Origin of the sequence: Janthinobacterium kumbetense (genome assembly GCF_023703445.1) — a bacterium.
GTDB classification, from domain to species: Bacteria; Pseudomonadota; Gammaproteobacteria; order Burkholderiales; family Burkholderiaceae_D; genus Janthinobacterium; species Janthinobacterium kumbetense.
The window spans coordinates 67,314-94,153 of record NZ_JAMQGR010000007.1; the positions used below are offsets into that span (position 1 = coordinate 67,314).

Genomic DNA, 26,840 nt, shown 5'->3' on the forward strand with positions numbered 1-26,840 from the left:
CCATGCCGTATGCTGGGGTCTGCCCATACCGGAGACCCCACGATGAAAAAATCCCTGCTACGCCTGACCCTGCTGGCTTGCGCCGCCTTAGGCAGCCACGCCGGCGCCCAGGCCGCCGCGCCATCGCCCACCATCAAGCCGGGCCTGTGGCAAGTCGACAGCAAGATGGCGTCGCCGGACGCCGCCACCGACAACGCCATGTCCATGGTGCTGCAACAACTGGGCAACCTTCCTCCCGATCAACGCAAGCAGCTGGAAAGCATGGCGGCCAGCCGCGGCATGGCCATGCCCACGGTGGGCGCCGACGGCGCCGTGCGCGTGACGGCGTGCGTGACGCCGGACATGGCGGCGCGCAAGCAGATTCCCACGGGCCAGCCCGGCGATTGCAAGTCGAAGAATACGGACATCGCGGGCGGCATGCAGGTATCGTTCACTTGCGCCAACCCGAAATCGAGCGGCGAAGGCAAGGTCATGTTCACGGGCGACCAGGCTTTCAGCATGCAACTGGCCGTGACGACCAGCGCGCGCGGCGCGCCGGAACAGGTGAACGTGACGAGCAGCGGCAAGTGGCTGGGCGCCAGCTGCCCTGCCCCGGCCACGACGGCAGCTCAAAAGCCCTGACGGAAGCCCAGGTTGAAGGCAGCATCACCGCGGCCGCTGTCGCTGGCATTGCCCACCGTGTAGCGGGCGCCGTTCTTGTTGTGGATCTTCGCGTAGGACGCGTAGAAATCGCTGCGCTTTGACAGGGAATACGTGAGGCCGACGGCCATCTGGCTGGCGTCGCGGTTGGCCAGGTCGCGGTCATCCTTGCGCACCCAGGACGCCAGCAGCTTGAAGCCGCCCACGGGCACGGACACGCCCAGCAAGGTGTCGCGGCTGTCCGACGACGACATCGACAGGGCCAGCGCGCTGTAGGCGTTGTTCGGGTCCCACGGCGAGCTGCCATAGCCCTTGTTCACGCCCACGGCGGCAAAGACGGTGGCCACTTTCAGGTCGACATTCGCCGCGATCAGGGTGTTGCGGGCCGACATGTCGATGGCGGGCAAGGTGCCGGAAGCGAGGATGAGGTTATTCTTGCGCTGGTGCGACACGCTGACATTCACGGCGCCGGCCGAATAGCCGAGCGTGGCGCCATACGCGCGGTTGCTGGCGTTGCTGTACGGCGACTCGCCAAAGCTGTAGATGGCGCTGGCAGTCACGCCGCGCAAGGCGGGCGTCACGTACTTGACGGTATTGTCGTAGCGTTTCACGCTGTAGCCGGCCAAATTGCTCGCGCTGCCGGCCATGCCGCCCTTGAACGGGTCGGCCACGTCGGTCAGGGCCAGGTAGTGCGGATTGTACTGGCGCCCCAGGGTCAGCGCGCCCAGGCGGCTGTCGAGGCCCACGTAGGCCTGGCGGCCGAACAAACGGCCCTCTTCCGACTGGCCCGTGTCGTTCTGCACGCCCGCTTCCAGGGTAAATACGGCGGACACGTCATTGCCCAGCGCTTCGCGGCCCTGCACGCCCAGGCGCGAGCCGGACGCCACGCCGCCGGACACCTTGGTGTTGGCGCAATTGGCGGCGCAGCCCCGCTCGGCCACGATGCCTGCGTCGAGCACGCCGTACACGGCAACGTTAGTGGATGCGGCACTGCCTGCGCCATCGGCAGCCTGGGCCGGTGCAAAAAGCATCCACGGCCCCATCCCTATCACAGCAAGCGCAAAATACGAGGTCTGCATGATAAATATCTCGGTAACGTGAATTGAAACTTCCCGGTATTGATCAGGACATGCGCTGTGTGTCTGATCTTAGTGTTACCTTATCCTCGCTTTTTGTCCAGCCATCCGTGCGTTGTACAACAGAAACTTCAGCTTAGGCCATGAAACCACGTCGCGTACTGACAACACGCAAGAGTGAGCATGATTCAGGCACTAGCGGCAAAATGGCGTTAAATGCAGGCCCTGCCGTAAAGCAATGTTCGGTGGCGAACGTTGCGAGAATTGACGCAGGCGGTACACTACTGGTTTTACCGACAGCGGCTCGCCCGTTTTTTCTGCATGCTAGCTATCCTCGAACGCATTGACCCCAACTCCAGCAATATCGACTTGCTGGTGGAACTATTCAACTCACTGCGTCCCAAGCGCCCCCACGACAGCGCTACCGCGATTGCCAACGTGCGCACCCTGCGCCAGCTTCTCAAAGGTAACCCCGCGCAAGCGCGCGCCCTGCACGAATACGTGCTGCGCGTGCTGGCCGCGCGCCGCCACGCCAGCCTGTACACCGATATCGGCGTGCTGTCGAACAGCGGCTTTTTCACGGAATTGAAACGCCGCATCGCCTACCGCATGCTGCCGCCCGCCCTCGGCGACGAATACCTGAACGACGCGCTCGACCAGGTGCTGTACCTGAAGACCGATTATTTGTGGATCAGCAACGTGCCCGCCACGGACTGGCTGGAACTGTTCGACGTGCTCACGAGCGACGACATCGAACTGGCCGTCGGCGATGGCAATATCATGTTGCCAGGCATGCTCGACGCCATCCGCACCCTGTCCTACCGCGTCTGCGCCATGGGCCTGGAACCGGAATTGACGCGTTTCCATAGCGAAATTGAAGTGTTCCAGTCGCCATTCATGGTGCAGAACACGGAAGTGAACGCCTACCTGGACGCCTACACGAATCTGCTGCACGGCGATCTCGAGCACATCGAAGATGCGCGCCATTTGCTGGTGATGCTGGACCAGTGCGACGCCGTCATCGCCAAGATCCGCAAGAAGGCGCTGTACCAGGGCACCAGCATTCCCCTTACGTATTTATTGGTGGCGCTGGCGCAAAGCATCGAGCGCTTGCGCAAGCTGCTGTTCCTCGTCGACACGAGCGGCGAATTGCCGGCCTCGAACAACGTGGACATCGCCGCCATCACGGTGGACGCCACGCAAGACTTGCTGCACCCGCAACCCGTCAGCCGCCGCCGCGCGGGCGCCGTCGGGCTGGCGCTGGAACTGATACGCGCGCATAACCACAAATACAAGGTCAGCGACCTGTTTTCCGACAATATCAACTTGCTTGCACGCAATGTGACGGAAAACGCCAGCCGCACGGGCGAGCATTACATCGCGGAAAACCGCCGCGAGATGGGCGCCATGTTCCTCTCGTCCGCGGGCGCGGGCGTGATCATCGGCTTCATGGCCCTGTTCAAGATATTGATGTCCTACCTGCGCTCGGCGCCGCTGGTCGAAGCGTTCATGTTCAGCATGAATTACTCGATCGGCTTCATGTTCATCCACTTGCTGCATTTCACGGTGGCCACCAAGCAGCCGGCCATGACGGCATCGCGCATCGCCGCCGGCCTGCACAGCAAGGATGGGCGGAATATCGACCTCGACAGCATGGCGGAATTGATCAACAAGGTGTTCCGCACGCAAAACATGGCCGTGCTGGGCAACCTGGCCACGGCCATCCCCACGGCGTGGCTGATCGCGCTCGGCTACAAGGCGATCACCGGGCACAACCTGGTGACGCCCGAGAAGGCCATGCGCTTGCTGCACGATATCGACCCCATCGGCAGCCCCGCCATCTTTTACGCCATGATCGCCGGCGTGTGCCTGTTCGTCGCCGGCCTGATTTCCGGCTACTACGACAACCAGGCCCTGTACACGCGCTGGGCGCAGCGCATCGCGCAATTGCGCGGCCTGGGCCGCGTTATCGGCCAGGAACGCCTGCAACGGCTGGGTTTGTACCTGGAAAACAACCTGGGCGGCCTGATGGGTAACTTCTATTTCGGTATCCTGCTCGGTTCCATCGGCACCCTGGGTTTCCTGATCGGCTTGCCGATCGATATCCGCCACATCACCTTCTCGGCCGCCAACTTCGCCACGGCGCTGGTGGGCCTGGACCACAACATGAGCTGGCAACTGGCCGTCAAGTCGCTGTCGGGCATCTTCGCCATCGGCACGGCCAACCTGCTGGTGAGCTTCGGCCTGGCCCTGTGGGTGGCCCTGCGTTCGCGCCAGGTGCGCTTCAAGCACGGCATGCAATTGCTGAAGATCCTGGGCAAGCGCTTCCTGCGCTCGCCCATCGTCTTCTTCTTCGGCTCGAAAAACCCGCCACCTTTGGCATTGGCCGATGACTCGGCAAACCTGTCACCCACGACCAAGGCTCAAAAATGACCGCCAGGCGCATGCAACCCTGCCTCACCGCCCTACTGCTGTGCTGGACCCTGGCTGCATGCGCCTCGCTGCCCAATGTCAAGAACCTCAACACCACCCTGGAACCGGTGGCCAAGCCCAAGGTCATCACGGGCAAGGGGGCCGTGCTGAACGTCAACAGCCGCGCCGCCCTGCTCAACAAGCGCTGGGCGAAGTCCGGCATGGACTTGAAAGCCCAGGCCGCGCTGGAAGAGGCGGCCACGGGCGTGCCTTTGATCAAGGGCAACAAGGTGACCCTGCTGTTTGACGGCCCGCAAACGATGGAAGCCATGTTCCAGGCCATCAGCGAAGCGAAGAACAGCATCAACCTGGAAACGTATATCTTCGACCAGGACCCGCTGGGCCTGAAGTTTGCCGACATGCTCATCGAAAAGCAGCAGGCGGGCGTGACGGTCAACGTCATCTACGACAGCGTGGGCACCCTCGGCGTGCCGCAGGCGTTCTTCGAGCGCATGCGCGCGGCCGGCGTGCACCTGGTGGCCTTCAACCCCGTCAATCCCGCCAAGCTCAAGGGCGACGACTGGAAGATCAACAACCGCGACCACCGCAAGGTGCTGATCGTCGACGGCAAGACGGCGTTTACGGGCGGCGTCAACATCAGCGACACCTATGCGAAAAGCTCGCTGTTCCGCTCCAAGAACAAGTCCGCCGACAAGAGCGACGTGGGCTGGCGCGATACCCACGTGAAAGTGGAAGGCCCGGCCGTGGCCGCCTTCCAGTGGCTGTTCATCCGCACCTGGGCCCAGCAAGACCAGGCCGACTTGCCGGACGCGAATTACTTCCCCACCCTGTCGGAAGTGGGCGACAAGCTGGTGCGCGTCGTGGCCAGCGAGCCGGACGGCGGCTTCGAAATCTACAAGGCGTATATCCTGGCCATCCAGGAAGCAAAAAAATCCATCCACATCACGTCCGCCTATTTCGTGCCCGACCAGCAGACGGTCGACGCGCTGGTGGCTGCCGCGAAACGGGGCGTGGACGTGACGGTGGTGCTGCCCGGCGTGTCCGACAGCGGCCTCGTGTTCCATGCGGGACACGCGCTGTACGACAAGCTGCTGGCCGGCGGCATCCGCATCTTCCACTTGAAACTGGCCGTGCTGCACGCCAAGACGGCCGTCATCGACGGCGCCTGGTCGACGGTCGGCTCGACCAACATCGACATGCGCAGCTTCCTGCATAACAGCGAACTGAACGTGATCGTGCTGGGCGACAGCTTCGGCCGCGAAATGGAAAACGCCTTCCAGGAAGACTTGCGCGACTCGGAAGAGATCACCAGGGCGAAATGGGAAACCCGGCCGATTGCCGACCGCATGAAGGAGTGGGCGGCCCGCTTCATGAATTACTGGCTGTAGCGGAGTAGCCATCAAAAAGTCCAGGGCGTTGTTGCATTGCCTCGCCGTACTATTCGTACTGTCTTCGGCAACGCGCCTAGCCCTGGCCATTTTGCCGGCCACTCCTGATGCCGGTTGCCGCCTACCCCATTAATTCTGGCTACAGCGGCCGCAAGCTGGCCCACACGCCGCCCTGGCGCGCGAACGCTTCCGTGCTGACTTTTTCAAAGTCGGCGCTGTCTTCATTCCAGCTGTAGCGCTCGACGCGAATACAACTGTTTTCCACGCGCAGCACGTTGAAGGAATTCGATTCGCCCCTGCCTCGCGTGGACGTGGCCGTGCCCGCCTGCACCATCAGGGCAGCGTAGCCGGCGATCTTGTAGCGCTCGGCCGTGTTGCCCGCCACGCTGGCGTGCAAGTGCCCGGCCAGCAATAGATCCACGCCGCATTCGGAAAACATTTGCAGCGCCAGCGGCGCACGGTCGACCAGATCATCGTCGTCGAAGTGCTCGGGCAAGTCAAATGGATGATGCGTGACGATGATGCGCGTCAAACCGGGCGGCAAATGGCCCAGGCGTTCGCGCAGGAAATCGATCTGCTCGTGGCTGATGCGGCCATCCTTGAAGGTCAGCGAGCGGGCCGTATTGATGCCCAGCACGGCGATTTCCTCGTCCACATATTCGGGCGACAAATCGTCCGTCACATGGCGCCGGTATTTCACCAGCGGCGTCAGGAAGCGGGAAAAGACGTTGTAGAGCGGCACGTCATGGTTGCCCGGCACCACGATCTGCGGCCCCGGCAAGCTGTCGAGAAACTGCCGCGCTTGCTGGAACTGGGCGCTGCGGGCCCGTTGCGTCAAATCGCCCGACACCACCACCACATCCGGTTCCAGGCGCTCGACGAGCGCGCGCAAGGGCGCCAGCAAGTCCGCGTCGACCTTGCCAAAATGCAAGTCGGACAAATGCACGATGGTACGCATGGCCTTACTCCCCGGACGATGCCGGCGCAGGCACCAGCACCGTCAGCGCGGCGGGGCGGATGCGGTACTGCAGCGGCGTATTCATGACGGTCACTTCGCCATCCGTGGCCACGCGCAGGCGCCGGTGCTTCGTGGCGATTTCCAGGTCGGTCGCCGTCAGCACGTCGAAGTCCTTGGCCTGCGACAACTTGCCGAACAACGCATGCAAGGCCAGCTTCAGCAATCCCAGGCGGCCCGGACGCTGCGCCACGTACAGGCTCAGCTGGCCGCCATCGAGCCGTTCGCGCTCGCCGATATTCAAGCCTTCCATCAGGTAATCATTGTTACCGATAAAGACAAACGGCGTGCGCCGCGCATGCACGGCGTCCTTGAGTTTCAATTGGACGCTGAGGAAGGGATAGCGGCGCAAGGCGGCCACCAGCGCCCAGCTGAACGCCAGCCATTTGCCCCTTCCCAGCCGGCGCTGCTGCTTTTCGCGGTCGCGCACGATGTCGGGATACAGGCCCAGGCTGGAATTGTTCAGGAAGATGCGGCCATTGACTTCGCCCACGTCGACCTGGTGTGGCACGCCCTGCGCCACGTTGGTGATCGCCGCATCGAGTTCGAGCGGAATGTTCAAATCCTTGGCGAAATGGTTCAGGGTACCCAGCGGCAAGACGCCAAACGGCGTGCCGCTGCCGACGACGACGGACGCGACAGCATTGATGGTGCCGTCGCCGCCACCGGCCACGACGATGGGCGCGCCATCGCGCAGCGCCTGCCCGGCCGTGGCGATCATGTCGGCGCCGCTGGCGGCCAGGGTGATGGCGGCGTCGAGCCCCACGGCGGCGAATTTCGCTTCGAGCTGCTGCGCCCAGTCGGGCGCATAGCCGCAACCGGCGCCCGCATTGATGATGACTGCAATCTTGCTCAGGATGGTTTCCCCTTATCTGGTTTGCCGGATATGCCGGCGGCGGCGCAGGGTCGACACGCCGGCGATGCAGATGGCCAGCCAGCCATAGCTTTCCGCCATGGCCGCCAGCACATCGCTCAGGTAATGCGCGCCCAGGTAAATGCGGCTGAAGCCCACGAGTGAGGCCATCAGGAAGGCGCCCAGCGCGATGGCGATGCGCTTGCCCCACGCACCCGGCGCCGTCTGGCAAATCAGGTAGGCGGCCAGCAAGCCGTACAGGGCCGTCGAGGTGGCCGTATGGCCACTGGGAAAGCTGTACGTGCTCAGGGCCGTCTGCAGGATGGGCTCGTCAAAGCTGGGCCGCGCGCGCACAAAAATGTACTTTAGCAGCAGGTTCAAAAACATGACGCCCGGCATGGTAATGACCAGGGTAAACAGCCAGTAACTGGCGCCCTTGCGGTGCAGATACCAGCCCAGCAAGACGGCCAGGGTGATGGCGCCGATCACGCCGTGCATATGCGTGACGACCAGCAGGCAGCTGGTGATCCACGGCACGGCATGCTGGTTGAACCACTGCGCCACCTGCAAGTCGATCACGGTAATTTGCTGCATGCCCATGACGGCTTCGGCGATCTCATGGAAGACCACGATGGCGACGAGCATCAGGGCCACGCCCACCGTCATATGCAGGCCCAGTTCGCCTTCGGGCGACAGGCGCGCCTCGACGAAGCGGCGCAGTTTCGTGGTCCAGCCCGTGGTCATGCCCATGTCATTTTTCTCTTGCAAACTCATCTCTCTTTCATATCCCTGGTACTGATCAAAAAAACCACACCAGTAAAAAAATACTGTTTATTCATACAGTAGCTGTGTATTCATACAGTACTTATGCTATTCTGATGACTCGTTCAACACATCTCCCTCAAAGGAATTGTCATGGCAACATTGAATAGCGGTTTTGGCTCACGGTTCGGCCTGGAATACGCCCCAAGCTCTTTCCTCGTCCGCATGGGCAAGCGCGAAATCCTCGTCTGCCGCGACTTCCGCAAGCGCTACTACACCGTCAATCCCTTGATCGAGTGCGGTACGGGCATCGAGCCGGGCTATGTTGAAGTGCTGCTGATGCGCCGTTGGTTGCTTATTCTATCCAAGGCACATTAAGAATGACTTTAAAACAAGGTGTTCGCACCCTGTTATCAAGTCAGCTCCGTCCGGCCACGCCGGGAACGCCTCAGTACCGGCCAGCGGCACGCTGACCGACCCCTCACTACTGTGTGCGTTCCAGCGCGGCCGGGCTGGCAGGTGTTTCGGCAGCTGTACCGGCAAGTGCGTCGGCACCTGCATCGGCAGCTGTGCTGGAAGGCATGGTGGCCGGCGGTACGCGGTCAGTCGCATTCGCTTCGTACCACAAGGTAACAAACAGCACCATCACGACAGGGCCGATGAACAAGCCCACGAGGCCCAGGGTTTCCACGCCCCCCAGAATGCCGAACAGCACGGCCAGGAAGGGCAAGCGGGTGGCGTTGCCGATCATGCCGGGGCGCACGAAGTGGTCGGCAACAAACAGCACCACGGTGCCCCAGGCGGCCACGCCGATGGCGGCGCCCACATTGCCCTGGAACACCAGCAGGGCGGCCGCGCATCCATATGCGAGCGGCGCGCCAAACGGGATGATGGCCAGGATGCCCGTGGCAAACGCCCACAGGGCCGGTGACGGCAAGCCGGCGATGGCATAGGCGATACCGATCAGCACGCCTTCTGCCAGGCCCACCAGCACCAGGCCGTTGACGGTGGCGCGGATGGCCGTGGGGATCTTTTGCGCATAGCGGCCCCACCGTTCGGGACGCAAAAAATGGCTGCCGACGGCCGTGATCTGGCGCGTCAGCGCTTCACCATCCTTGTAAAAGAAAAACAGGCATAAAAACGCCAGGCCAAAGTCGACCAGGCGGTGGAACACGTCCGCGCCCAGCACCTTGAGCATGTCGCGCGCGGAATGAAAGCCGCCCACGGCGCTGCCCGCAAAGAAGTGGCCCAGGCCATGGGGCTGGCTCAGGGTGGCTTGCCACCAGTCGCCGATGGCGCTGCCGGCCAGCGGGACATGCGCCACCCAGTCCGGCACGGGCAAGCCGTCGGCATTCGCATGCACGACGAAATTGGCCAGCACGGGCACTTCGCGCGCCGCCTGCGCCACGCCGAACAGCACGGGAATGATGAAGATGCAGGCAAACGCCAGGGTCAGCACGGCTGCCGCGACGATGGTGCGCTGGCCCAGCGCCGCGCGCACGCGCACATACAAAGGCCAGGTGGCCACGCACAGGATGCCGGCCCACACGAGCGGCAAAAAGAAACGCTGCATGACGAAGGCCGTCACGGCGATTAGGGCCAGGGAAAAGCCTGCGCTGACAATGTCGCGCTGGGTATCGTTCATGCTGCTCCATTCGTGCCCGGCGCCATGGGCCGCCAGTATTCGCTATGCGCCAGTTGCGCAGGCGTAGCGTAACACGGAGATTCGCCGATTTACACGAGGCCCAGCTCCGCCGGTTTCACGCCGGCAAACACGTGGTCGAGTTGCGCCGGCGTCAAGCCGAAGGTGCGGCGCAGCAAGCCGCCCAGCACGGCCCGGTATTCATTCAGCACGGGCATGTCGCGGTTCTGGAACAGGTTTGCCTGCGCAATCGCCACTTGCTCGCCCGCCACCTGCTTGCCCTTGATCCCGCCGCCCAGCACCCAGAACACGCTGCCGTGGCCGTGATCCGTGCCGCGGTTGCCGTTTTCGCGGAAGGTGCGGCCAAATTCGCTGACGACGACGACGACGGTATTGCGCCAGGCGCTGCCCATTTCCTGCGAAAACGCGGCCAGTCCCCGCCCCAGTTCATCGAAGCGCCCCGCCAGATAGCCGCTGGCGCCGCCCTGCCCCACGTGCGTATCCCAGCCGCCCACGTCGACGAAGCCGAGGTTGTACTTGTCCTTCATCAAACGGGCGATGCGCTGCGCTTCCAGTTCAAAGCCCTTGGTACTGATGGCGTTGCGGTTGGCCGCCTGCATTTCCCCCGTCAATTCCTTCGTCACGTCGTCGCGCACGACAAAGCCCGCGCTGACGGGTTGCTGCAAGGGCGTGCCCCGGTACATGGCGGCGATAATCTGGCTTTGACGCGCATCAATGCCAGACTTGCCCACGGAGCGCAGCGCCATGTTCGGCACTTGCACGCCGCCCTGGAAGATCAGCGGCAGCTGGTCGGTGAAAGCGATGGCGGGGCCGGCCTTGCTGCCATTCAAGGTCTGCACGAGGCGGTTCAGGAAACCCGAACGGAAGTCGCGCCGCGTGTTGATCTCTTGTCCCAGCTCGATGGTATCCTGCGTTTCGAAATGGCTGCGCGTCAAATCCGTCGTGCCCGCGAACGGGATGAAGGCCGCCTCGCCGCCCGTGAACATGGGATAAATGCTCTCGCGCAAGGCCGGATGCAAGGCCCAGTCGGCGGTCAAGGCCAGCGCGCCGTTTTCCTCGCCCGGTTTCGCGATGGCGATATTCGGCCGCGCCGCGTAGTAAAAATCGCTGCCGACCGGCACCAGCAAGTTATTCGCGTCATAGCCGCCGCGCAGGAAGACGAACAGCAGCTTCGCATCCGTGGCCGGTGCGGCCAGCAGGCTGCCCGCGTGGGTGAACAAGGGTGCGGCGGCCAGGGCTTTCAACAGGTCACGACGATTCATGGCAATCCTCCGATTTCAACTTAACGGTGCATCATTTCCGGCGAGGAAAGAAGAAATGTATTCCACTCCTGCGGCGAAGCGGCCTGATCCAGTGCCTGGCGCGTGGCCGGGCTCAAGCCTGGCTGCAGCGACTGGTAATACAGGGCGCTGGCCAGTTGCGGGAACGCCACTTTTTCCTGCGGCTGCGGGCCATCCGTCTTGAACAGGCCGGCGCTGCCCGAACCGATGGTGCGGGCGATGTCGAAGCGCGTCGTCATTTGCCCCGGACTGGCCCAGGAAGCGTCCGTCAGCGGATAGCCATCGGGCGTCTGGCGTCCGTACAGAGGCTGGCCCATGCGCGACAGCCAGTTCAGCATGGGTCCCGCATTCAGGATGGGCTTGTCGTCATAGCTGAGGCGCACGGCCGACACGACATAATGCATGGGGTCCTTGAATTTCTTGCCCAGCGATTGCTTGAATTCGGGGCTGTCGAACATGGTTTGCAGCACGTCGGCGATCAAGCCGTCGCTGCGCTGGAAGGTGGCCGCCATGCGCGCCACCAGCGGCGCGGGCGGATTGTCGCCGACGAAATACTGGGCCAGCTTGCCACTGATAAAGTGCGCGGTGGCGGGACTGCGGCTCAGGCGGTCCAGCGCTTCATCGAGCTCAGCCAGCCCCCTGCCCTTCACCGTTTGCCCGAGGAATTGCTTGTCGCCGTAATCGTGGCGGTTGGGGTTGAACTCGAACAAGCCCCGGCGCACGTATTGCGACTGCAGCGCCGGCTTCACCTTCGGCGTGTCCGCTCCCAGGTTCACGCCCACGCCCGTCAGGATGCGCGCCAGTTCCTGCACGTCCATCTGGCTATAGCCGCCGTTCACGCCCAGCGTATGCAGTTCCATCAGTTCGCGCGCATAGTTTTCATTGATGCGCTTGGCGGCGTTGGCTTCATTGTCCAGGTAGCGCAGCATGGCCGGATGGTGGACGGTGGCGCCCAGCAAGTCACGGAATTTCCCCAGCGCATGTGGCGCGATGGCGTTCGCCTCGTAATCGCCCACCATGGCGCGCAAGTTGTGCTTGCCCTGGTGCACGCTGAAATGGTTGAGCCAAAACCAGCTCAGCTGCTGCTGCAACTGGTTCGGCGAATACACGTCCAGCAACAGCGAGCGCGTGGCCGCTTCGCGCGCCAGGCGGTTAAGTTCTTGCTGGTAATCCTTTTGCGCCTGCTGCTTCGCCATGTCGTCCATGACGCCGGCCGACTCCTTGCGCTTTTGCTCCATAGAAATCACCAATTGCTCCAGCGGCACCTGGCTGATGGTCATGGCGTCGATTTGCGCGGCGATGGCTGGCGGCAAGGCCGCTTTTCCTGGATGCAACTGCGTCCGCAGCCAGGCGTTCCAGCCTTTGTCCTGCACCTGGCGCACGCTGCCCCCGCTCACGCCCCAGCTGACCCGCTCCAGCATGGCGACGTCCTGCGCGGAACTGGTCTGCGCGGGACTGCTCTGCGCGCGATGATCGGCCTGGGCGGCCGGTCCTGGTCCGGTCGCGGCGCAGCCGGCCAGCAAGAGCAGGGAAATCAAGGTCGTCGGCAATAGTCGGTGCGGGGTCATGGCGGTCCTTCAAGCGGTTTCATGCAGAATGCTTGAGGGTACGCCCAGGTTGACCTGCGCATGATTGCCATTTGCAACGAGTTGTAATCAGGCACGATGGTTCATCAGCCCAGCCCTCGCCGGTATGGGCACATTATGATGAATCATCTCGGATAAAATGTTATCGGGAGAATGGCGTATTGCAATGGCAGCTGCGTATTTTCTCTCGACCCAGACATTATCCATACAATACGTCCACATTAAAAAGAAATGAAAATATTATTTATCGCTGCATTAGGAACGTTATCGCTGATTCAAGCGCCGTCAGCCTTGGCGGAGAATCTGAATGGGAAAACCCTGTATGTACAGCGCTGTGCCGTGTGCCATGGCGCGGAGATCAAGGGAACGGGGCCATTGGCGAATAAAAGCAATCCGCCCACGCCGGACCTGACCACCGCCGCCTTCAAAAAACGCCTGAAGGATTATCCGGGCGTGATCGTATCGTCGGTCATCCTTCGTCCGAATGGCGATCTGATTCCCAAGACCTTGAAAGAGAATGGCGTCAAGATTGCGCCATATGCCTGGCGGGTGAAAGACTTTCGCGATTTGAATCAATACATGAGCGATGTGATTTTAAAAAATCGCTGATATCAGATAAGCAACGCCCCCCCGGTCAATTCTGCTGTTTTAATAACTGCACACATTTGTCGCGCAGGAAATCGCGCAACTGCAGCACCAGCGGCGTCACCTGCGCCCGGTGCGTGCAGACCAGGTGCAAGGGCGTGGCCTCGCCCGCCACGTCGGGCAACAGCGCTTGCAGGCGGCCGGCGTCCAGGTCGCCCGCCACGTCGAGCCGCGACTTATAGGCGATGCCCAGTCCCGCCACGGCCCAGCGGCGCACCAGGTCGGCGTCGTCGGCGCTGCGGTTGCCGCTCACGGACACCGTCACTTGCTCGCGCTGGGGCAGGCGGTAAAAAGTCCAGCGGTCGTGCAAGCCGTCTTCCAGCGCGAAGCGCAGGCAATTGCGCTGCGACAACTCTTCCAGCGCCAGCAGGGGGCCGTATTCGCGCAGGTAGGCGGGCGACGCCACCAGCACCCGGTCGTTGGCGGGCGCGATCGGCATGGCGATCAGGCTCGAATCGTCTTGCTGGCCATAGCGGATGGCCACGTCGACTTGCTGGCGCACCATGTCGGCCACCCGGTCGCTGACGCTGAGCTGGTAATGCAGTGTCGGATGGCGCAGCTGAAATTCGTCCAGCCAGCCCAGCATCAGGTTGCGGCCCAGGTCGGAGGGCATGGCAATTTTCAAGGTTCCGCCGAAACTGTCCTTGCCGGCCAACAGTGCATCGTGGCCTGCGCGCAGCAGGCGCAAGGCTTCCCGCGCATGTTCCAGGTATTGCGTGCCTTCCGGCGTCAGGCTCAGCGAGCGCGTCGTGCGGGCCAGCAGGCGCAAGCCCAACACGCCTTCCAGGCGCTTGACGGCGGCACTGGCCAGCGCGGGCGAGATGCCGATCTCGCGCGCAGCCGCCGACAAACTGCCCCGGTCGGCCGTGCGCACAAATACCTGCAAGTCATCGAGTCGCAGCAATTTTCAACATTCCTTTGAAAGTGTTTCCGTACGCGCCCCCTGTTTCCAGGGCGGCATTGCCACCATCATACGGTATCCACTCAACGAGGAAGCACATGAAAGCCATCGCCTACCACCACAGCCTGCCCATCACGGACGCCGACGCCCTGCTCGACATCGAGCTGCCCGTGCCCGTCGCCACGGGGCGCGACCTGCTCGTCGCCGTCAAGGCCATTTCCGTCAATCCCGTCGACACCAAGGTGCGCAAGAACCGCGCGCCGAAGGATGGCCAGCCGGAAGTGCTGGGCTGGGATGCGGCCGGCATCGTCACGGCCGTCGGCCCCGACGCCACCCTGTTCCAGGTGGGCGACAAGGTCTGGTACGCGGGCGCCATCAACCGCCCCGGCAGCAACAGCGAATTCCAGCTGGTCGACGAGCGCATCGTCGGCCACATGCCGGCCAACCTGGATTTCGCCCCGGCCGCCGCCCTGCCGCTGACGGCCATTACGGCCTGGGAGTTGCTGTTCGACCGCCTGCAGCTCAGCCGCGACAAGAGCCTGACGGGCAAGTCGCTGCTGGTGATCGGCGCAGCCGGCGGCGTCGGCTCCGTGCTGGTGCAACTGGCGCGGCAATTGACGGGCGTCACCATCATCGGCACGGCCTCGCGCGCGGAAACGGCGGACTGGGTGAAGGAATTGGGCGCGCACCACGTGATCGACCACAGCCTGCCGCTGGCAGGGGAAATCACGCGCCTGGGTTTGCCGCCCGTCGACTATGTGATCAGCCTGAACCAGACCGACAAGCATTTCGAGCAGATCGTGGAATTGATCGCGCCGCAAGGCAAGTTCGCCCTGATCGACGACCCCGAGCACATCGACGTGCGCAAGTTCAAGGGCAAGAGCGTGTCGCTGCACTGGGAACTGATGTTTACCCGTTCGCTGTTCCAGACGGCCGACATGGTCAAACAGCATGAACTACTGGAAGAGCTGGCGCAACTGGTGGACGCCGGCGTCATCAGGACCACCCTGGCAGAGCGCTTCGGCACGATCAATGCGGCGAATCTGAAGCGCGCGCATGCCCTGCTGGAAAGCAACACAGCAAAAGGAAAGATCGTGCTGGCAAGTTTCCAGTAATCAGGTAATCAGGATGGCCCGGAAATCATTGACATTCGTCAAGGTCGGGCCCGTGACCACGCTGTCTCCCAGCGCCTGGAAGAAACCGTGGCCATCGTTGTTGTCCAGGCTGTCGCGGGGCTTGATGCCCAGCGCCCAGGCCCGTTGCAGGGTGTCTGGCGCCAGGACCGCGCCGGCGATGTCTTCCTGGCCGTCGACGCCATCCGTGTCGCCGGCCAGCGCGTGGATACCCTCGCGTCCATCGAGCGCGATGCCCAGCGCCAGCAGGAATTCCACGTTGCGCCCGCCGCGCCCGTTGCCGCGCACGGTGACCGTCGTTTCGCCGCCCGACAGCAGCACGCACGGGGCGGGAAACGGCTGGCCCCGCTGCACCGTTTGCAGCGCGATGCCGGCCATCACCTTGCCCACGTCCCTCGCCTCGCCTTCCAGGCTGTCGCCCAATATATACGGCGTGACGCCGGCCGCGCGCGCCACCTGTGCCGCCGCTTCCAGCGCCATCTGCGGCGTGGCGATCAGGGTGGTTTGCGTGCGCGCCAGGCGGGGATCATCGGGTTTCACGGATTCGCCGCGCCCGCTTTCCAAGGTGGCGCGTATGCTGTCCGGCAAGTCCATGCCATAGCGGCGCACGATGGCCAGCGCATCCTCGCACGTCGTCGCGTCGCCCACCGTGGGGCCGGACGCGATGTCGCCCAGCTTGTCGCCGGGTACGTCGGAAATCGCCAAAGTGATGACTTGCGCCGGATGGCAGGCGGCTGCCAGGCGCCCGCCCTTGATGGCGGACAAATGGCGGCGCACGCAATTCATTTCGCCGATGGTGGCGCCGGACGCCAGCAGCGCGCGGTTCAAGGCTTGCTTGTCGGCCAAAGTGATGCCATCGAGCGGCAAGGCCAGCAGGGACGAGCCGCCGCCCGAAATCAGGCACAGCACCGTATCGTCCGCCTGCAGGTTGCCGACCAGTTCGAGCATGCGGCGCGCTGCATCCATGCCGGCCTGGTTCGGCACGGGGTGCGACGCTTCCACGATCTCGATGCGTTCGCAGGGCACGGCATAGCCGTAGCGCGTGACGACCAGCCCGGACAGCGGCCCCGGCCAGTGCCGTTCCACGGCGTGCGCCATGGCGGCCGACGCCTTGCCGGCGCCGATGACGATCAAACGGCCCTTGGGCGCCGGCGGCAGATGGGGCGGTATGCAGTGCGATGGCTGGGCCGCTTCGATGGCGGCCTGGAACATGGCTTGCAGCAAGGCGCGCGGCGCGGGGGTGGTCGTCATGGTCAATTCCTCCGGTTCGATGGCAGCTTCGTTCAACGGTTCACGATGCGCGCGGGAACGCGCAGCACCAGTATGGCGCCCAGCAGCATGACTGCGGAAAGAATATACAGGGCCACGTCGGTGCCGCCCGTCGCATCCTTGATCCAGCCGACGAGGAAGGGACTGACGAAGCCCGCCACCTGGCCCAGCGAATTGATCAGCGCCAAGCCGCCGGCCGCCGCCGCGCTGCCGAGAAACGCCGTCGGCAAGGGCCAGAACATGGGCAGGCCGGACAGCGCGCCCATGGTCGCCAGCGACAGGCCGATGAGGGCGACGACCACGTTGCCGTGCGCCTGGGTAGCCAGCAGCAAGCCGCACAGCGCCATCAGCAGGGGGCCGCTCAAATGCCAGCGGCGTTCCTTGTGCTTGTCGGCCGAACGGCCCACCCAGATCATGAAGATGCTGGCGCACAGGTAGGGAATGGCGCTGATCCAGCCCACGGCCACGGGGCTGGCGAAACCCAGCGACTTGACGATGGTGGGCAGCCAGAAATTGATCGCGTACACGCCCATCTGGATGCAGAAATACACGAGGCCCAGCATCCACACGTGCTTGTTGCGCAGCACGCTGGCGAAGGTGTCGGCCGTATTCGCGCTGTTGCGGCGCTGGCGTTCGTCCTCGTCGAGGTCGGCGCGCAGCAGCTGCTTTTCTTCCGCATTCAGCCACTTCGCCTGGGCGATGCCGTCGTTCAGCAGCACATACACGAGAAAGCCCAGCAGCACGGTGGGGATGCCTTGCAGCAAGAACATCCATTGCCAGCCAGCCAGGCCGCCGTGGCCGGCGAACGATTGCATCATCCAGCCCGACAGGGGGCTGCCCAGCAAGCCGGAAATGGGAATGGCCGACATGAACAGGCCCATGATGCGGCCCCGGCGCGAAGCGGGATACCAGTTCGTAAAGTACAGCACGATGCCGGGGAAGAAGCCGGCCTCGAACACGCCCGTGATGAAGCGCAGCGAGTAAAACGCGGCCGGCGTGGTGACGAACATCAGGCAGGCCGAGGCGATGCCCCAGGCGATCATCAGGGTGCCGATGACCTTGCGCGCGCCCAGGCGGTGCAGCAGCAGATTGCTGGGCACGCCGCTGGCCACGTAGCCGATGAAGAAAATGCCGGCGCCCAGGCCGTACACGCTTTCGCTCCATTGCAGCGCATCGAGCATTTGCAGCTTGGCAAAGCCGACATTCACCCGGTCCAGGTAATTGAACAGGTAGCAGATGAAGATGAAGGGGATCAGATGCAAGGTGACCTTGCGGTAGGCGCCTTCGCGCACGCGGTCCTGCGCGGACGCGCCGGCGGACAGGCTGGCGCCTGGATGGGTGGTCATGGGTGTCTCCTGACTATTTTTTTATGGGATGCGACCAGCCCATCGTACAATCGCCTACAGAAACAGTCATCGTGCGGATGCATGAAGAAAACCCGTCTTGAATCCGATGATTCCATGCAAATGCACAAAACCAGAAGGTGAATACCATGCCGAGCATCGATCCCCCCCTGGCGCAAGACATCGTCCAACGCACCATGCACATCATTCCCTTCAGCGTCAACGTCATCGATGCGCGCGGCGTGATCCTGGCCAGCGGCGACCCGCAGCGCGTGGGCGACCTGCATCCGGGCGCGCAACTGGCGCTGGCCCGGCACGCCAGCGTGGAAATCGGCACGGCCGACATGGCCAGGCTGCCGGGCACGCGGGCCGGCATCAACCTGCCCTTGACGGTGCGCGGCGAGATTTGCGGCGTGCTGGGCCTGACGGGCGAGCCGGACGCCGTGCGCCAGTTCGGCGAACTGGTGCGGGCCATGGCGGAAATGATGCTGGAGCAGGCGCGCCTGGTCAGCGAGTTGCAGCACGAAAAGCGCTACCGCGAGGAATTCGTGTTCCAGCTCGTGTATCGCACGGGCATTTCGGATGCCAGCATGCAGGCGTGGGCGGCGCGCCTGGCGCTGGACTTGCGCGTGCCGCGCGCCATGTTCGTGCTGGAAATACCCGATGCGGGAGAAGGTCCGGGCGAGCGGCTGGACCAGGTGCTGACGCAGCTGCAGCAAGTGCAGTCCGACCTGTCGGCGCGCTGGCCCGCCCTGCTGATGGCCGTCGTCTCGCCGGGCGAACTGGTGCTGCTCGACGCCTTTCCCGCCAGCGGCCCGCAGCAGGCGCGCGCGGCGCAGGCAAGGCAGCGCCTGCTCGAACTGCACCAGGTGGCGCAGCAGGCGCTCACGCCGCCCGCCACCCTGTCCATGGGCGTGGCCTTGCCAGGCCTCGATGGCGCGACGGCGTCGTATGAATCGGCGAAGCAGACGGCGCGCGTGGGGCGCGCCCGCGATGGCGCGCAAACCACTTTTTCCTACCTGGAACTGAGCCTGCCCGTGCTGCTGTCCGGCTTGCAAGCCGGTTGGCAGGCGGAGCAATTGCGCCAGACCCTGGCGCGCCTGCAGGCGCACGACCGCAAGTCCGGCACCCTGATGCGCACCCTGGCCGCCTGGTTCCGCCACCACAGCCACCCGATGGCCACGGCCAGGGCCCTGCACATCCACCGCAACACGCTCGATTACCGGCTGCAAAAGATCGCCGAACTGACGGGGCTGGACCTGGACGACACGGATGACCGCCTGCTGCTGTATGTCGCTCTGCAACTGAATTGACGCAGGCGCGTCTACAATGGCGGCTGACCGCACAACAGGAATAGCATGAACGACGCCTTCGAATGGACCAGCCTTGCCCGCACTTTCGGGCTGTTTACCGTCACGGCCGTGGCCGAACTGCTGGGTTGCTACCTGCCCATGCTATGGCTGAGCAACAAGGGCAGCGCCTGGCTGCTGTTGCCGGCCGCCCTCAGCCTGCTGATCTTCGTCTGGCTGCTGACCCTGCATCCGGCCGCCAGCGGCCGCGTGTACGCCACGTATGGCGCCATCTATATCGCCACGGCGCTGGGATGGCTGTGGCTGGTGGATGGCGTCACGCCCGCCTGGACGGACATCGCCGGCGTGGGCCTGGCCCTGGCCGGCGCCGCCGTCATTGCCATGGGGCACAAGGCGGCTTGATTTTCCTCAAGCGGCATGCGCGCGGAAGTTTGTTTCCGCCGACCATGCCGCGCTGGCGCGGGCCAGCAAGACGGCTTCGCCATCGGCCAGCCAGTCGTCCGCATCGGCGATCTTCCACATGGCTTGCAGCAGCTTGCGGCGCAAGTCCGGGTCTGTGATTTCATCGAGCAGGCTGTCGATCACGCCATGGGCCAGCTGCACGGCGCCATGCACGGTCGACGTCAGCATGTCGTCGCACAAATCTTGCAGCAATTGCTGGAAGGCTGCCGGCTCCAGGTCGATATGCTCGAGGATCTTGCTGCGATGCATGGCTTGCAGCTCGGCGCTGGCCAGGTTGCCGTCGACCACCATCATCAGGGCCAAGATACGTCCCGCTGCCTGGGGACTGTTCGCTTCATAGGTACGCATGATTTTCTACTCTTTCTATTAGTCAATTAAAAGGCACGCCACCGCCAGGCGGGGCGCGCCGTACAACATTTACTTCTTGTCGCTGCGGGTGATGAACACGCTGGCCACGCAGCTCGACACGATCAGTACCGCCACCACCAGCAGGGACGCTTCCACCGGCACGTGGTACCACGGCATGATCAGCATCTTGGCGCCGATGAACACCAGCACCATCGCCAGGCCATACTTGAGCATGTGAAAGCGGTCAGCCACATCCACCAGCAGGAAATACAGTGCCCGCAAGCCCATGATGGCGAACAGGTTCGACGTGAAGACGATGAACGGGTCCGTCGTGATGGCGAAGATCGCCGGGATCGAATCGACCGCGAACACCAGGTCCGTCACCTCGATCAGGATCAACACGAGGAACAGCGGCGTGACATAGCGCAAACCGCCCTTTGCCACGAAGAAACGTTCGCCATGGTCGCCATCGGCCACCCGCAAGTGGCGGCGGGCAAAGCGCAGCACCGGGTTGTTCGCCACGTCCGGCTCCGCATCGGCCGCCACCAGCATGCGCATGCCCGTCACCAGCAGGAAGGCGCCGAACAGGTACAGCACCCAGCTGAACTCGCTCACCACCCACGCGCCGGCCATGATCATCACGGCGCGCATGACGATCGCGCCCAGCACGCCATAGATCAGCACGCGGCGCTGGTACTGGATCGGCACCTGGAAGGCGCTGAAGATCAGCAGGAAGACGAACACGTTATCGACCGACAGGGCTTTTTCGATCAGGTAGCCGGAGAAAAATTCCAGCGCCTTCTGGTTGGCGATCTCGGGACCAGCCGTGCCGTTCAGATACCACCACAGTCCGCCGTTGAACAGCAGGGCCAGGCTGACCCACACGAGCGACCACGTGGCCGCTTCCTTGACGCCCACCTTGTGCGCCTTGTTGCCGCCGAAGACGAACAAGTCCAGCGCCAGCATCACGAGGACAAAGGCGATGAAACCGGCCCACATGGGTGCCGTTGCAATACTTTCCAGGCCGTTCATCGGCGGCCTCCGCAATGCTCTGTTTGTATTCTGAAGTCCATGGCACTCTCCTTGCATGAATTGAGCAGCCATCATAGCCTTCTTATAAACATCGAACAAATCGAATATAATTTAATAATACATCGAAAAATTCGATGCATTTATTTTCCGGGAAACACCATGTCCACACTCAACTTCAAGCACTTGCGCTATTTCTGGATGGTGGCCAAGACGGGCAGCATCGCCCGCGCGGCCGAGCAGCTGCACCTGACGCCGCAATCGATTTCCGGCCAGCTCAGCGAGTTTGCCGACACCCTGGGCGTGGAACTGTTCCGCCGCAGCGGGCGCCAGCTGGAATTGACGGACACGGGCCGGCGCATCCTCAGCCATGCCGAAAGCATCTTCAGCACGGGCGATGAATTGCTGGAAATCGTGCGCGACCAGTCGCGCACCACGACGACGACCTTCCGCGTGGGCTGCGCCGATTCCGTGTCGAAACTGATCGCTTGCCGCCTCGTCGCGCCGGCGCTGGGACTGGCCGAGCCGCTGCGCATCATTTGCCGCGAAGGCAGGCTGGCCAGCCTGCTGGCGGACCTGGCCGTGCACCGGCTGGACCTGATCATGGCGGACCGCCCCATGCCGGCCCACTTGAGCGTGCGCGGCTTTAACCACTTGCTGGGCGAAAGCGGCATGACCCTGTTCGGCACGCCGGCGCTGGCCGCCACCCTGGCGGGCGGCTTTCCGCAATGCCTCGATGGGGCGCCGCTGCTGCTGCCCGGCGAAGACTTCGCCATCTACGGGCGCCTGCTGCAATGGTTGGGCGACAACAAGCTGCACCCGCGCATCGTCGGCGAGTTCGACGACAGCGCCATGATGAAGGCCTTCGGCCAGTCCGGTGCCGGCCTGTTCTTCGCGCCCACCGTCATCGCGCCCCAGGTCTGCGAGCAATACGCCGTGGTGGCGCTGGGCCGGGTCGACAGCCTCGTCGAGCAAGTGTATGCGATCACCACGGAACGGCGCCTGAGCCACCCGGCCACCATCGCCATCAGCCAAAGCGCGCGGCGCGAGCTGTTCGTGTAAGCGTGCCGTGCAAGCCGGTTCAGTCGCCTACGACGATCTTGCCCGGCTGCCCGCCCCGCTCCAGCAGCGCGTGGGCGCGCCGCAAGGTGGCCGCATCCATGGGCGACAGGCGCTGCCGCACCGTGTGGCGCAGCACGCCGTCGTCCAGCAGCCGCGCCACGCGCTGCAAAATGCGGTGCTGCTCCAGCATATCGTCGGTGGCAAACAACGGCCGCGTAAACACCATTTCCCAGTGCAGCGAGATGCTCTTGCCCTTCAGCGGCGCCGCGTCGAAAACATCGTGGTCATCGATGACGGCCAGCTTGCCGTGCGGCGCGATCAGCTCCACCAACGCCGCGGCATGCTGGGCCGTGTGCGACAGGGCGGCGACGTGGCGCACGGGCGCCACGCTCAAGGCCGCCACCTGCGCCGCCAGCGGCAAGGTATGGTCGATCACGTGATGGGCACCCATGGCGCGGCACCACGCCATGCTGTCGCCGCGCGACGCCGTGGCGATCACCGTAAAACCCGTCAGCTGGCGCGCCAACTGGATCAGCATGGAACCGACGCCACCCGCGCCGCCCAGCACCAGCAAGCTGCCCCGCGGCTGCATGTCGCCGGGCGCGATGGCAAAGCGCTCGAACAGCAATTGCCACGCCGTCAGCGCCGCCAATGGCACGCTGGCCGCCTGCGCAAAGTCCAGCGATGCCGGCATGGCCCCCGCGATGCGCTCATCGACCAGGTGATATTCGGCATTGGCGCCCGCGCGGTCGAACGAACCCGCGTAATACACGGCTTGACCCGGCGCAAACAGGGTGACTTCGCTGCCCACCGCATGCACGATGCCGGCCGCATCCCAGCCCAGGCTGACAACATTGTCCGGCACTGTGACCCGCCCGGCGCGCACCTTGGTGTCGAGCGGGTTGACGCCCACGGCGCGCACCCGCACCAGCACGTCGCGCGGGCCTGGCACGGGCATCGCCCCCTCCATGTCGAACAAGCCATGCTCGTCGCCCACGCCGCTGCCCTTGTTGAAACCGATCGTCTTCATTGCCTACCCCGCAGATAAAAGCCCATGGTAAGCAGCCACGCAACAAAGAAAAATATGCTTCAATGCGTTTCACTGCTGACCAAACTGTCATGAATCATGCAAAACCAGGAAACAGATAATCTCTCCGGCGTGGCCCTGTTCGTGCAACTGGCCCAGGCGGGCAGCTTTGTCGCCGCCGCGCGCCAGGCCGGCATTTCACCGTCGGCCGTCAGCAAGAGCCTGGCCCGGCTCGAGCAGCGGCTGGGCGCGCGCCTGTTCCAGCGCAGCACGCGCCAGCTGAGCCTGACAGCCGAGGGGCAGCTGTTTTTGACGCGCAGCGAACGCATCCTGGCGGAAATGCAGGCGGCGCAGGAAGAACTGGCGGGAGCGCGCGCGCCGCAGGGACGCCTGCGCCTGGGCTTGCCGGAACTGGGCGGCGTGTTCCTGCCCGCGCTGGCCGATTTTGCCGCGCAGCACCCCGCCATCGCGCTGGAGCTGGACTTTTCCGACGCGCTGGCCGACGTCGTCGGCGATGGCTTCGACGCCGTCATCCGCATCGGCGCACCGCGCGATTCGCGCCTGGCCGCGCGCAAGCTGGGCCAGTTCCGCTCTTGCCTCGTGGCCTCCCCCGCCTATCTGGCGCGCCACGGCACGCCGCAGCACCCCCTTGAGCTGCAACAACATGCTTGCCTGCACTACCGCTTCCGCCACAGCGGCAAGGTGGAGCAGTGGCGCTTGCGCCAGGACGATGGCGAGGCTGCGCCGGACTTGCCGCAATCCATGATCTGCAACAATGTGGAAGCGCGGCTGCACTTTGCCCGGCAAGGCCTGGGCATCGCCTGGCTGCCCGACTTTCATGTGCGCCCGGCACTCGATGACGGCAGCCTCATCGAGGTGCTGATGGATTACGCCATCAGCGGCCATCCGGCCCACGGTTGCTGGCTGCTGTGGCCGTCCGGGCCGCACCTGGCGCCGAAAGTGCGGGCGCTCGTCGATTTCCTGGCCGAGGCGCAGCTGTTGTCGTCAATTGCCCACAAATAAGGCAGAGGAAAAACATTCGAACAAATATATCTCTATAATGGCAAGTCTTCCCGACGCCCTGCGCGCCCCTTCCTGGACTTGCCGCAATGAAGCACTTGCACGATATTCCCTCTGCCTTCAAGCATGAATTTGCCAACCCGCGCCTGTGGTGGTCGCGCGCCGTCGTCGTCGGCATGGCCGCCATCGCCGGTCTCGTCGTCGTGGGCTTTACGTGGCTGGCCGAGGAAGCGCTGGACCTGTTCCTGTTTTTTAACGGCAAGGCCTGGTGGTTCGCCCTGCTGTGGACGCCCGCCTGCGCCGCCCTGCTCGTCTGGCTGACGCGCCGCTACGCGATGGGCGCGGCCGGCTCCGGCATCCCGCAAGTGATGGCCACGCTGGACCCGGCCGTGGCGCCCGAACAGCGCTCCTTGTTTGTCTCGTTGAAACTGAGCGCCGCGAAGATCGGCCTGACGGCGGGCGGCTTGCTGGGGGGACTCTCGCTGGGACGCGAAGGCCCGTCCGTGCAGATCGCCGCCGGCGTGATGCTGGCCGCGCGCCGCTGGCTGCCCCGTCACTCGCAGGTGAGCGCCCATTCCCTGCTGGTGGCGGGCGGCGCGGCCGGCATCGCGGCCGCCTTCAATACGCCGCTGGCGGGCGTCATGTTTGCCATCGAGGAACTGTCGCGCTCGCCCGAGCAGCGCAACAGCGGCCTCATCGTGGCCGGCATCGTGCTGGCCGGCATGATGGCCGTGTCCATCCACGGCAACGCCACCCACTTCGGCATCATCCACCCTGGCCCCATCGGCCTGGCGCTGGCCTTGCCGGGTTTGCTGGTGACCCTGGTCGCGGGCGTGGCCGGCGGCCTGTTTGCGCGCCTGCTGCTGGCGTCCGCCAGGGGCAATCCGCTGGGCAAGCTGTCCGCATGGAGAAAAGGCCGGCCCGTGCTGTTCGCCGCCGTCTGCGGTGTGCTGGTGGCGGCCATCGGCATCGCCAGCCATGGCGCCACGTTCGGCAGCGGCACCGTGGCCACGCGCGCCATGCTGGAAGGCTCGTCCGACGTGGCGCCCGCCTTCGTTGCCTTCAAATATGTGGCGACGTGGCTGACCGTCTGGTCGGGCGTGCCGGCGGGCATCTTTGCGCCCTCCCTGGCCATCGGCGCCGGCATCGGGCATGACATTGCGCAATTGCTGCACTACCCGCACGCGCCCGCCCTGATCGCGCTGGGCATGGTGGGTTTCCTGGCCGCCGCCACGCAGGCGCCGCTGACGGCTTTCATTATTGTCATGGAAATGGTCGACGGCCACGGCATGGTGCTCAGCCTGATGGCTTGCGCCGTCGTGGCCAGCACCGTCTCGCGCGTGCTCAGCGAACCGCTGTACGGGGCGCTGGCGCAGTTGCAGCTGCAACGGCTGCCCGCGCCACCGCACTAGAAATTGCGGCAGGCGCGCAGCAAGCGGCCATCCTGCCACTCGCAGACGGTGCGCGTGCCGTCGCCGGCCCAGGCCCGCTCCAGGCCCTGCTTGCGCCCGCGCACGTAGTCCACGGCATGGCGGGGCGAGCCGTCCGCATGCCATTCGCGCCACGCGCCATGCGGCTCGCCATCGCGGTAGGACGCGAGCCGGGCCAGTGTGCCGTTTGCATGCCATTGCCTGTCCTCGCCCTGCGCGCGGCCCTGCGCATCCTGCTGGCGCTGGCGCAGCGGCGTGCCATCGTCGCGCCAGCTTTGCGTGCTCAGCATGACGCCATCTTCGAACAGGTTTTTCTGGTCCAGCTGGCCATTCGCGAAATACAGCAGCGACCAGCCCTGCGGCTTGCCATGCAGGAAATTGAGGCGCGACATTTCTCGGCCGTCCGGCCACCAGGCCTGGTGCAGGCCGTTGCGCTGGCCGTCCAGATACGGTCCCCGCTCGGCCAGCCGGCCATCCGGATGAAACGCCGTCACTTCACCGGTCAGCACGCCATCGGCGAAATGCGCTCGGTTGCTGACCTGGCCATGCTCGTCAAAGCTCAGGAATTCGCCATCGGCGGGCTGGCCCGCCTGGTACAGCAAGGCATGCCTCAGCTGGCCATTCGCATGAAAGTGGCTGTGCAAGCCGTCGTACTCGCCGTCGCGGTACGCCTTGCGGCTCTTCACCGTCCCGTCCGCATAGTATTCCACGTTCACGCCACTGAAATCGCCCTCCCCGTTGCGCTCTTCCAGCAGGCCCAGCTGGCCATCGGCAAAATACACGCTGCGCCGGCCGGCGTAGCGCGGCGACGCCACGTCGGTGCCCAGCAGCCAGGCATCCATGTGCAGCTTGCCCGGCGGCTGCGCGAAATGCAGTTGCCAATGCCAGGCCTGGCGGGCCGCATCGTGGCGCAGCGGCGCGCGCTGCTCGTACACGGCCGCGGCGGGCGCCACGGGCTGGTAATCCCCGTCAAAATACTGGGAAGCCGGCGACGGTTCGGCAGCCACGGCCGGGGTGGCCGGGGCGCTGGCCATGGAAACGGGCGGGGAACCGGCCAGGACAGAGGCCAGCAAAACAGAGGTGAGTATCTTCAATGCATGCTTTCATCAACGGTGCGACGGCGCCGATGATACGGGCAAGCGGGGCGGTGCGCCACACGCTTGCGC

25 protein-coding genes are annotated in these 26,840 nt (G+C 64.2%); 11 read left to right on the forward strand and 14 right to left on the reverse strand.

Annotated elements, in window-relative coordinates; genetic code table 11:
- Nucleotides 1–42: 42 nt before the first annotated feature.
- Nucleotides 43–621, forward strand: coding sequence for a DUF3617 domain-containing protein (locus NCG91_RS19020; protein WP_251350786.1), 579 nt, complete (start codon nt 43–45; stop codon nt 619–621).
- Here NCG91_RS19020 and NCG91_RS19025 read toward each other — a convergent pair.
- Nucleotides 609–1,670, reverse strand: coding sequence for a porin (locus NCG91_RS19025; RefSeq protein ID WP_251350787.1), 1,062 nt, complete (start codon nt 1,668–1,670; stop codon nt 609–611). The genes NCG91_RS19020 and NCG91_RS19025 overlap by 13 nt on opposite strands.
- A gap of 366 nt (nt 1,671–2,036) precedes the next feature.
- Here NCG91_RS19025 and NCG91_RS19030 point away from each other — a divergent pair, with 366 nt between their 5' ends.
- Nucleotides 2,037–4,148, forward strand: coding sequence for a site-specific recombinase (locus NCG91_RS19030; protein WP_251350788.1), 2,112 nt, complete (start codon nt 2,037–2,039; stop codon nt 4,146–4,148).
- Nucleotides 4,149–4,159: 11 nt separating this feature from the next.
- A complete protein-coding gene (cls, locus tag NCG91_RS19035) occupies nt 4,160–5,536 on the forward strand; it encodes a cardiolipin synthase (RefSeq protein ID WP_369811612.1) in 1,377 nt (458 codons plus the stop codon).
- Between the two features lie 139 nt (nt 5,537–5,675).
- Here the strand turns inward: cls and NCG91_RS19040 are convergent, their stop codons facing one another.
- Genes NCG91_RS19040 through NCG91_RS19050 form a run of 3 tightly spaced genes read right to left on the reverse strand, consistent with a single transcriptional unit; the run spans nt 5,676 to nt 8,178 of the window.
- On the reverse strand, nt 5,676–6,494 hold the full coding sequence (locus NCG91_RS19040) for a metallophosphoesterase family protein (RefSeq protein ID WP_251350790.1): 819 nt from the start codon (nt 6,492–6,494) through the stop codon (nt 5,676–5,678).
- A 4-nt stretch (nt 6,495–6,498) separates the two neighbouring features.
- Nucleotides 6,499–7,407 (reverse strand): diacylglycerol/lipid kinase family protein, encoded by a 909-nt coding sequence (locus tag NCG91_RS19045; protein WP_251350954.1) that lies wholly within the window; start codon nt 7,405–7,407, stop codon nt 6,499–6,501.
- A gap of 12 nt (nt 7,408–7,419) precedes the next feature.
- Entirely contained in the window at nt 7,420–8,178 is a 759-nt protein-coding gene (locus tag NCG91_RS19050) for a phosphatase PAP2 family protein (protein ID WP_251350791.1), read from the reverse strand.
- A gap of 141 nt (nt 8,179–8,319) precedes the next feature.
- On the opposite strand from NCG91_RS19050, the gene NCG91_RS19055 reads away from it, so the two are divergent.
- The gene (locus NCG91_RS19055) at nt 8,320–8,544 is read left to right on the forward strand and encodes a hypothetical protein (protein WP_010396348.1); all 225 of its coding nucleotides are present in this window, start codon (nt 8,320–8,322) and stop codon (nt 8,542–8,544) included.
- Between the two features lie 106 nt (nt 8,545–8,650).
- Here NCG91_RS19055 and NCG91_RS19060 read toward each other — a convergent pair whose 3' ends face one another.
- From NCG91_RS19060 to NCG91_RS19070, 3 genes are all read right to left on the reverse strand, one after another.
- Nucleotides 8,651–9,811 (reverse strand): AI-2E family transporter, encoded by a 1,161-nt coding sequence (locus tag NCG91_RS19060; protein ID WP_251350792.1) that lies wholly within the window; start codon nt 9,809–9,811, stop codon nt 8,651–8,653.
- Nucleotides 9,812–9,900: 89 nt separating this feature from the next.
- The gene (locus NCG91_RS19065) at nt 9,901–11,091 is read right to left on the reverse strand and encodes a DUF1501 domain-containing protein (protein ID WP_251350793.1); all 1,191 of its coding nucleotides are present in this window, start codon (nt 11,089–11,091) and stop codon (nt 9,901–9,903) included.
- 20 nt (nt 11,092–11,111) lie between these two features.
- Nucleotides 11,112–12,677 carry a DUF1800 domain-containing protein gene (locus NCG91_RS19070; RefSeq protein WP_251350794.1) on the reverse strand — a complete coding sequence of 522 codons (1,566 nt, stop codon included), beginning with the start codon at nt 12,675–12,677 and terminating at the stop codon, nt 11,112–11,114.
- A 249-nt stretch (nt 12,678–12,926) separates the two neighbouring features.
- On the opposite strand from NCG91_RS19070, the gene NCG91_RS19075 reads away from it, so the two are divergent.
- A complete protein-coding gene (locus tag NCG91_RS19075) occupies nt 12,927–13,304 on the forward strand; it encodes a c-type cytochrome (RefSeq protein WP_077401501.1) in 378 nt (125 codons plus the stop codon).
- A gap of 25 nt (nt 13,305–13,329) precedes the next feature.
- On the opposite strand, the gene NCG91_RS19080 is transcribed toward NCG91_RS19075, so the two are convergent.
- Nucleotides 13,330–14,244 (reverse strand): LysR family transcriptional regulator, encoded by a 915-nt coding sequence (locus tag NCG91_RS19080; protein WP_251350795.1) that lies wholly within the window; start codon nt 14,242–14,244, stop codon nt 13,330–13,332.
- Nucleotides 14,245–14,339: 95 nt separating this feature from the next.
- Between NCG91_RS19080 and NCG91_RS19085 the strand changes: the two genes are divergently transcribed.
- Nucleotides 14,340–15,356: a zinc-binding alcohol dehydrogenase family protein gene (locus NCG91_RS19085; protein WP_251350796.1), complete on the forward strand. Its 1,017-nt coding sequence runs from the start codon at nt 14,340–14,342 to the stop codon at nt 15,354–15,356.
- Here NCG91_RS19085 and NCG91_RS19090 read toward each other — a convergent pair whose 3' ends face one another.
- Nucleotides 15,357–16,625, reverse strand: coding sequence for a glycerate kinase type-2 family protein (locus NCG91_RS19090; RefSeq protein WP_251350797.1), 1,269 nt, complete (start codon nt 16,623–16,625; stop codon nt 15,357–15,359). It abuts the gene before it with no gap.
- A gap of 32 nt (nt 16,626–16,657) precedes the next feature.
- Entirely contained in the window at nt 16,658–17,989 is a 1,332-nt protein-coding gene (locus NCG91_RS19095; protein WP_251350798.1) for an MFS transporter, read from the reverse strand.
- 146 nt (nt 17,990–18,135) lie between these two features.
- Here NCG91_RS19095 and NCG91_RS19100 point away from each other — a divergent pair, with 146 nt between their 5' ends.
- Nucleotides 18,136–19,299 (forward strand): sugar diacid recognition domain-containing protein, encoded by a 1,164-nt coding sequence (locus NCG91_RS19100; protein WP_251350799.1) that lies wholly within the window; start codon nt 18,136–18,138, stop codon nt 19,297–19,299.
- 45 nt (nt 19,300–19,344) lie between these two features.
- Nucleotides 19,345–19,698 carry a YnfA family protein gene (locus NCG91_RS19105; RefSeq protein ID WP_251350800.1) on the forward strand — a complete coding sequence of 118 codons (354 nt, stop codon included), beginning with the start codon at nt 19,345–19,347 and terminating at the stop codon, nt 19,696–19,698.
- 6 nt (nt 19,699–19,704) lie between these two features.
- Here NCG91_RS19105 and NCG91_RS19110 read toward each other — a convergent pair whose 3' ends face one another.
- Nucleotides 19,705–20,106 (reverse strand): TerB family tellurite resistance protein, encoded by a 402-nt coding sequence (locus tag NCG91_RS19110; RefSeq protein WP_077401482.1) that lies wholly within the window; start codon nt 20,104–20,106, stop codon nt 19,705–19,707.
- 69 nt (nt 20,107–20,175) lie between these two features.
- Nucleotides 20,176–21,138, reverse strand: a complete 963-nt coding sequence (locus NCG91_RS19115; protein ID WP_034759011.1) for a TerC family protein — start codon at nt 21,136–21,138, stop codon at nt 20,176–20,178.
- A 159-nt stretch (nt 21,139–21,297) separates the two neighbouring features.
- Between NCG91_RS19115 and nhaR the strand changes: the two genes are divergently transcribed.
- On the forward strand, nt 21,298–22,197 hold the full coding sequence (gene nhaR / locus NCG91_RS19120; RefSeq protein ID WP_251350801.1) for a transcriptional activator NhaR: 900 nt from the start codon (nt 21,298–21,300) through the stop codon (nt 22,195–22,197).
- Nucleotides 22,198–22,216: 19 nt separating this feature from the next.
- Here nhaR and NCG91_RS19125 read toward each other — a convergent pair whose 3' ends face one another.
- The gene (locus NCG91_RS19125; protein WP_251350802.1) at nt 22,217–23,227 is read right to left on the reverse strand and encodes a zinc-binding alcohol dehydrogenase family protein; all 1,011 of its coding nucleotides are present in this window, start codon (nt 23,225–23,227) and stop codon (nt 22,217–22,219) included.
- A 96-nt stretch (nt 23,228–23,323) separates the two neighbouring features.
- On the opposite strand from NCG91_RS19125, the gene NCG91_RS19130 reads away from it, so the two are divergent.
- Together NCG91_RS19130 and NCG91_RS19135 are read left to right on the forward strand one after the other, a co-directional pair.
- Nucleotides 23,324–24,247, forward strand: coding sequence for a LysR family transcriptional regulator (locus NCG91_RS19130; RefSeq protein ID WP_251350803.1), 924 nt, complete (start codon nt 23,324–23,326; stop codon nt 24,245–24,247).
- Nucleotides 24,248–24,333: 86 nt separating this feature from the next.
- Nucleotides 24,334–25,656 (forward strand): chloride channel protein, encoded by a 1,323-nt coding sequence (locus tag NCG91_RS19135; protein ID WP_251350804.1) that lies wholly within the window; start codon nt 24,334–24,336, stop codon nt 25,654–25,656.
- Here NCG91_RS19135 and NCG91_RS19140 read toward each other — a convergent pair.
- The gene (locus NCG91_RS19140; RefSeq protein WP_251350805.1) at nt 25,653–26,768 is read right to left on the reverse strand and encodes a toxin-antitoxin system YwqK family antitoxin; all 1,116 of its coding nucleotides are present in this window, start codon (nt 26,766–26,768) and stop codon (nt 25,653–25,655) included. The genes NCG91_RS19135 and NCG91_RS19140 overlap by 4 nt on opposite strands.
- Between the last annotated feature and the right edge of the window lie 72 nt (nt 26,769–26,840).

Coding starts and splice junctions, on each gene's coding strand:
- NCG91_RS19020 (WP_251350786.1), top strand. CDS start 43: ATGAAAAAATCCCTGCTACGCCTGACCCTGCTGGCTTGCGCCGCCTTA.
- NCG91_RS19025 (WP_251350787.1), bottom strand. CDS start 1,670: ATGCTTTTTGCACCGGCCCAGGCTGCCGATGGCGCAGGCAGTGCCGCA.
- NCG91_RS19030 (WP_251350788.1), top strand. CDS start 2,037: ATGCTAGCTATCCTCGAACGCATTGACCCCAACTCCAGCAATATCGAC.
- cls (WP_369811612.1), top strand. CDS start 4,160: ATGCAACCCTGCCTCACCGCCCTACTGCTGTGCTGGACCCTGGCTGCA.
- NCG91_RS19040 (WP_251350790.1), bottom strand. CDS start 6,494: ATGCGTACCATCGTGCATTTGTCCGACTTGCATTTTGGCAAGGTCGAC.
- NCG91_RS19050 (WP_251350791.1), bottom strand. CDS start 8,178: ATGAGTTTGCAAGAGAAAAATGACATGGGCATGACCACGGGCTGGACC.
- NCG91_RS19055 (WP_010396348.1), top strand. CDS start 8,320: ATGGCAACATTGAATAGCGGTTTTGGCTCACGGTTCGGCCTGGAATAC.
- NCG91_RS19060 (WP_251350792.1), bottom strand. CDS start 9,811: ATGAACGATACCCAGCGCGACATTGTCAGCGCAGGCTTTTCCCTGGCC.
- NCG91_RS19065 (WP_251350793.1), bottom strand. CDS start 11,091: ATGAATCGTCGTGACCTGTTGAAAGCCCTGGCCGCCGCACCCTTGTTC.
- NCG91_RS19070 (WP_251350794.1), bottom strand. CDS start 12,677: ATGACCCCGCACCGACTATTGCCGACGACCTTGATTTCCCTGCTCTTG.
- NCG91_RS19075 (WP_077401501.1), top strand. CDS start 12,927: ATGAAAATATTATTTATCGCTGCATTAGGAACGTTATCGCTGATTCAA.
- NCG91_RS19085 (WP_251350796.1), top strand. CDS start 14,340: ATGAAAGCCATCGCCTACCACCACAGCCTGCCCATCACGGACGCCGAC.
- NCG91_RS19090 (WP_251350797.1), bottom strand. CDS start 16,625: ATGACGACCACCCCCGCGCCGCGCGCCTTGCTGCAAGCCATGTTCCAG.
- NCG91_RS19095 (WP_251350798.1), bottom strand. CDS start 17,989: ATGACCACCCATCCAGGCGCCAGCCTGTCCGCCGGCGCGTCCGCGCAG.
- NCG91_RS19100 (WP_251350799.1), top strand. CDS start 18,136: ATGCCGAGCATCGATCCCCCCCTGGCGCAAGACATCGTCCAACGCACC.
- NCG91_RS19105 (WP_251350800.1), top strand. CDS start 19,345: ATGAACGACGCCTTCGAATGGACCAGCCTTGCCCGCACTTTCGGGCTG.
- NCG91_RS19110 (WP_077401482.1), bottom strand. CDS start 20,106: ATGCGTACCTATGAAGCGAACAGTCCCCAGGCAGCGGGACGTATCTTG.
- NCG91_RS19115 (WP_034759011.1), bottom strand. CDS start 21,138: ATGAACGGCCTGGAAAGTATTGCAACGGCACCCATGTGGGCCGGTTTC.
- nhaR (WP_251350801.1), top strand. CDS start 21,298: ATGTCCACACTCAACTTCAAGCACTTGCGCTATTTCTGGATGGTGGCC.
- NCG91_RS19125 (WP_251350802.1), bottom strand. CDS start 23,227: ATGAAGACGATCGGTTTCAACAAGGGCAGCGGCGTGGGCGACGAGCAT.
- NCG91_RS19130 (WP_251350803.1), top strand. CDS start 23,324: ATGCAAAACCAGGAAACAGATAATCTCTCCGGCGTGGCCCTGTTCGTG.
- NCG91_RS19135 (WP_251350804.1), top strand. CDS start 24,334: ATGAAGCACTTGCACGATATTCCCTCTGCCTTCAAGCATGAATTTGCC.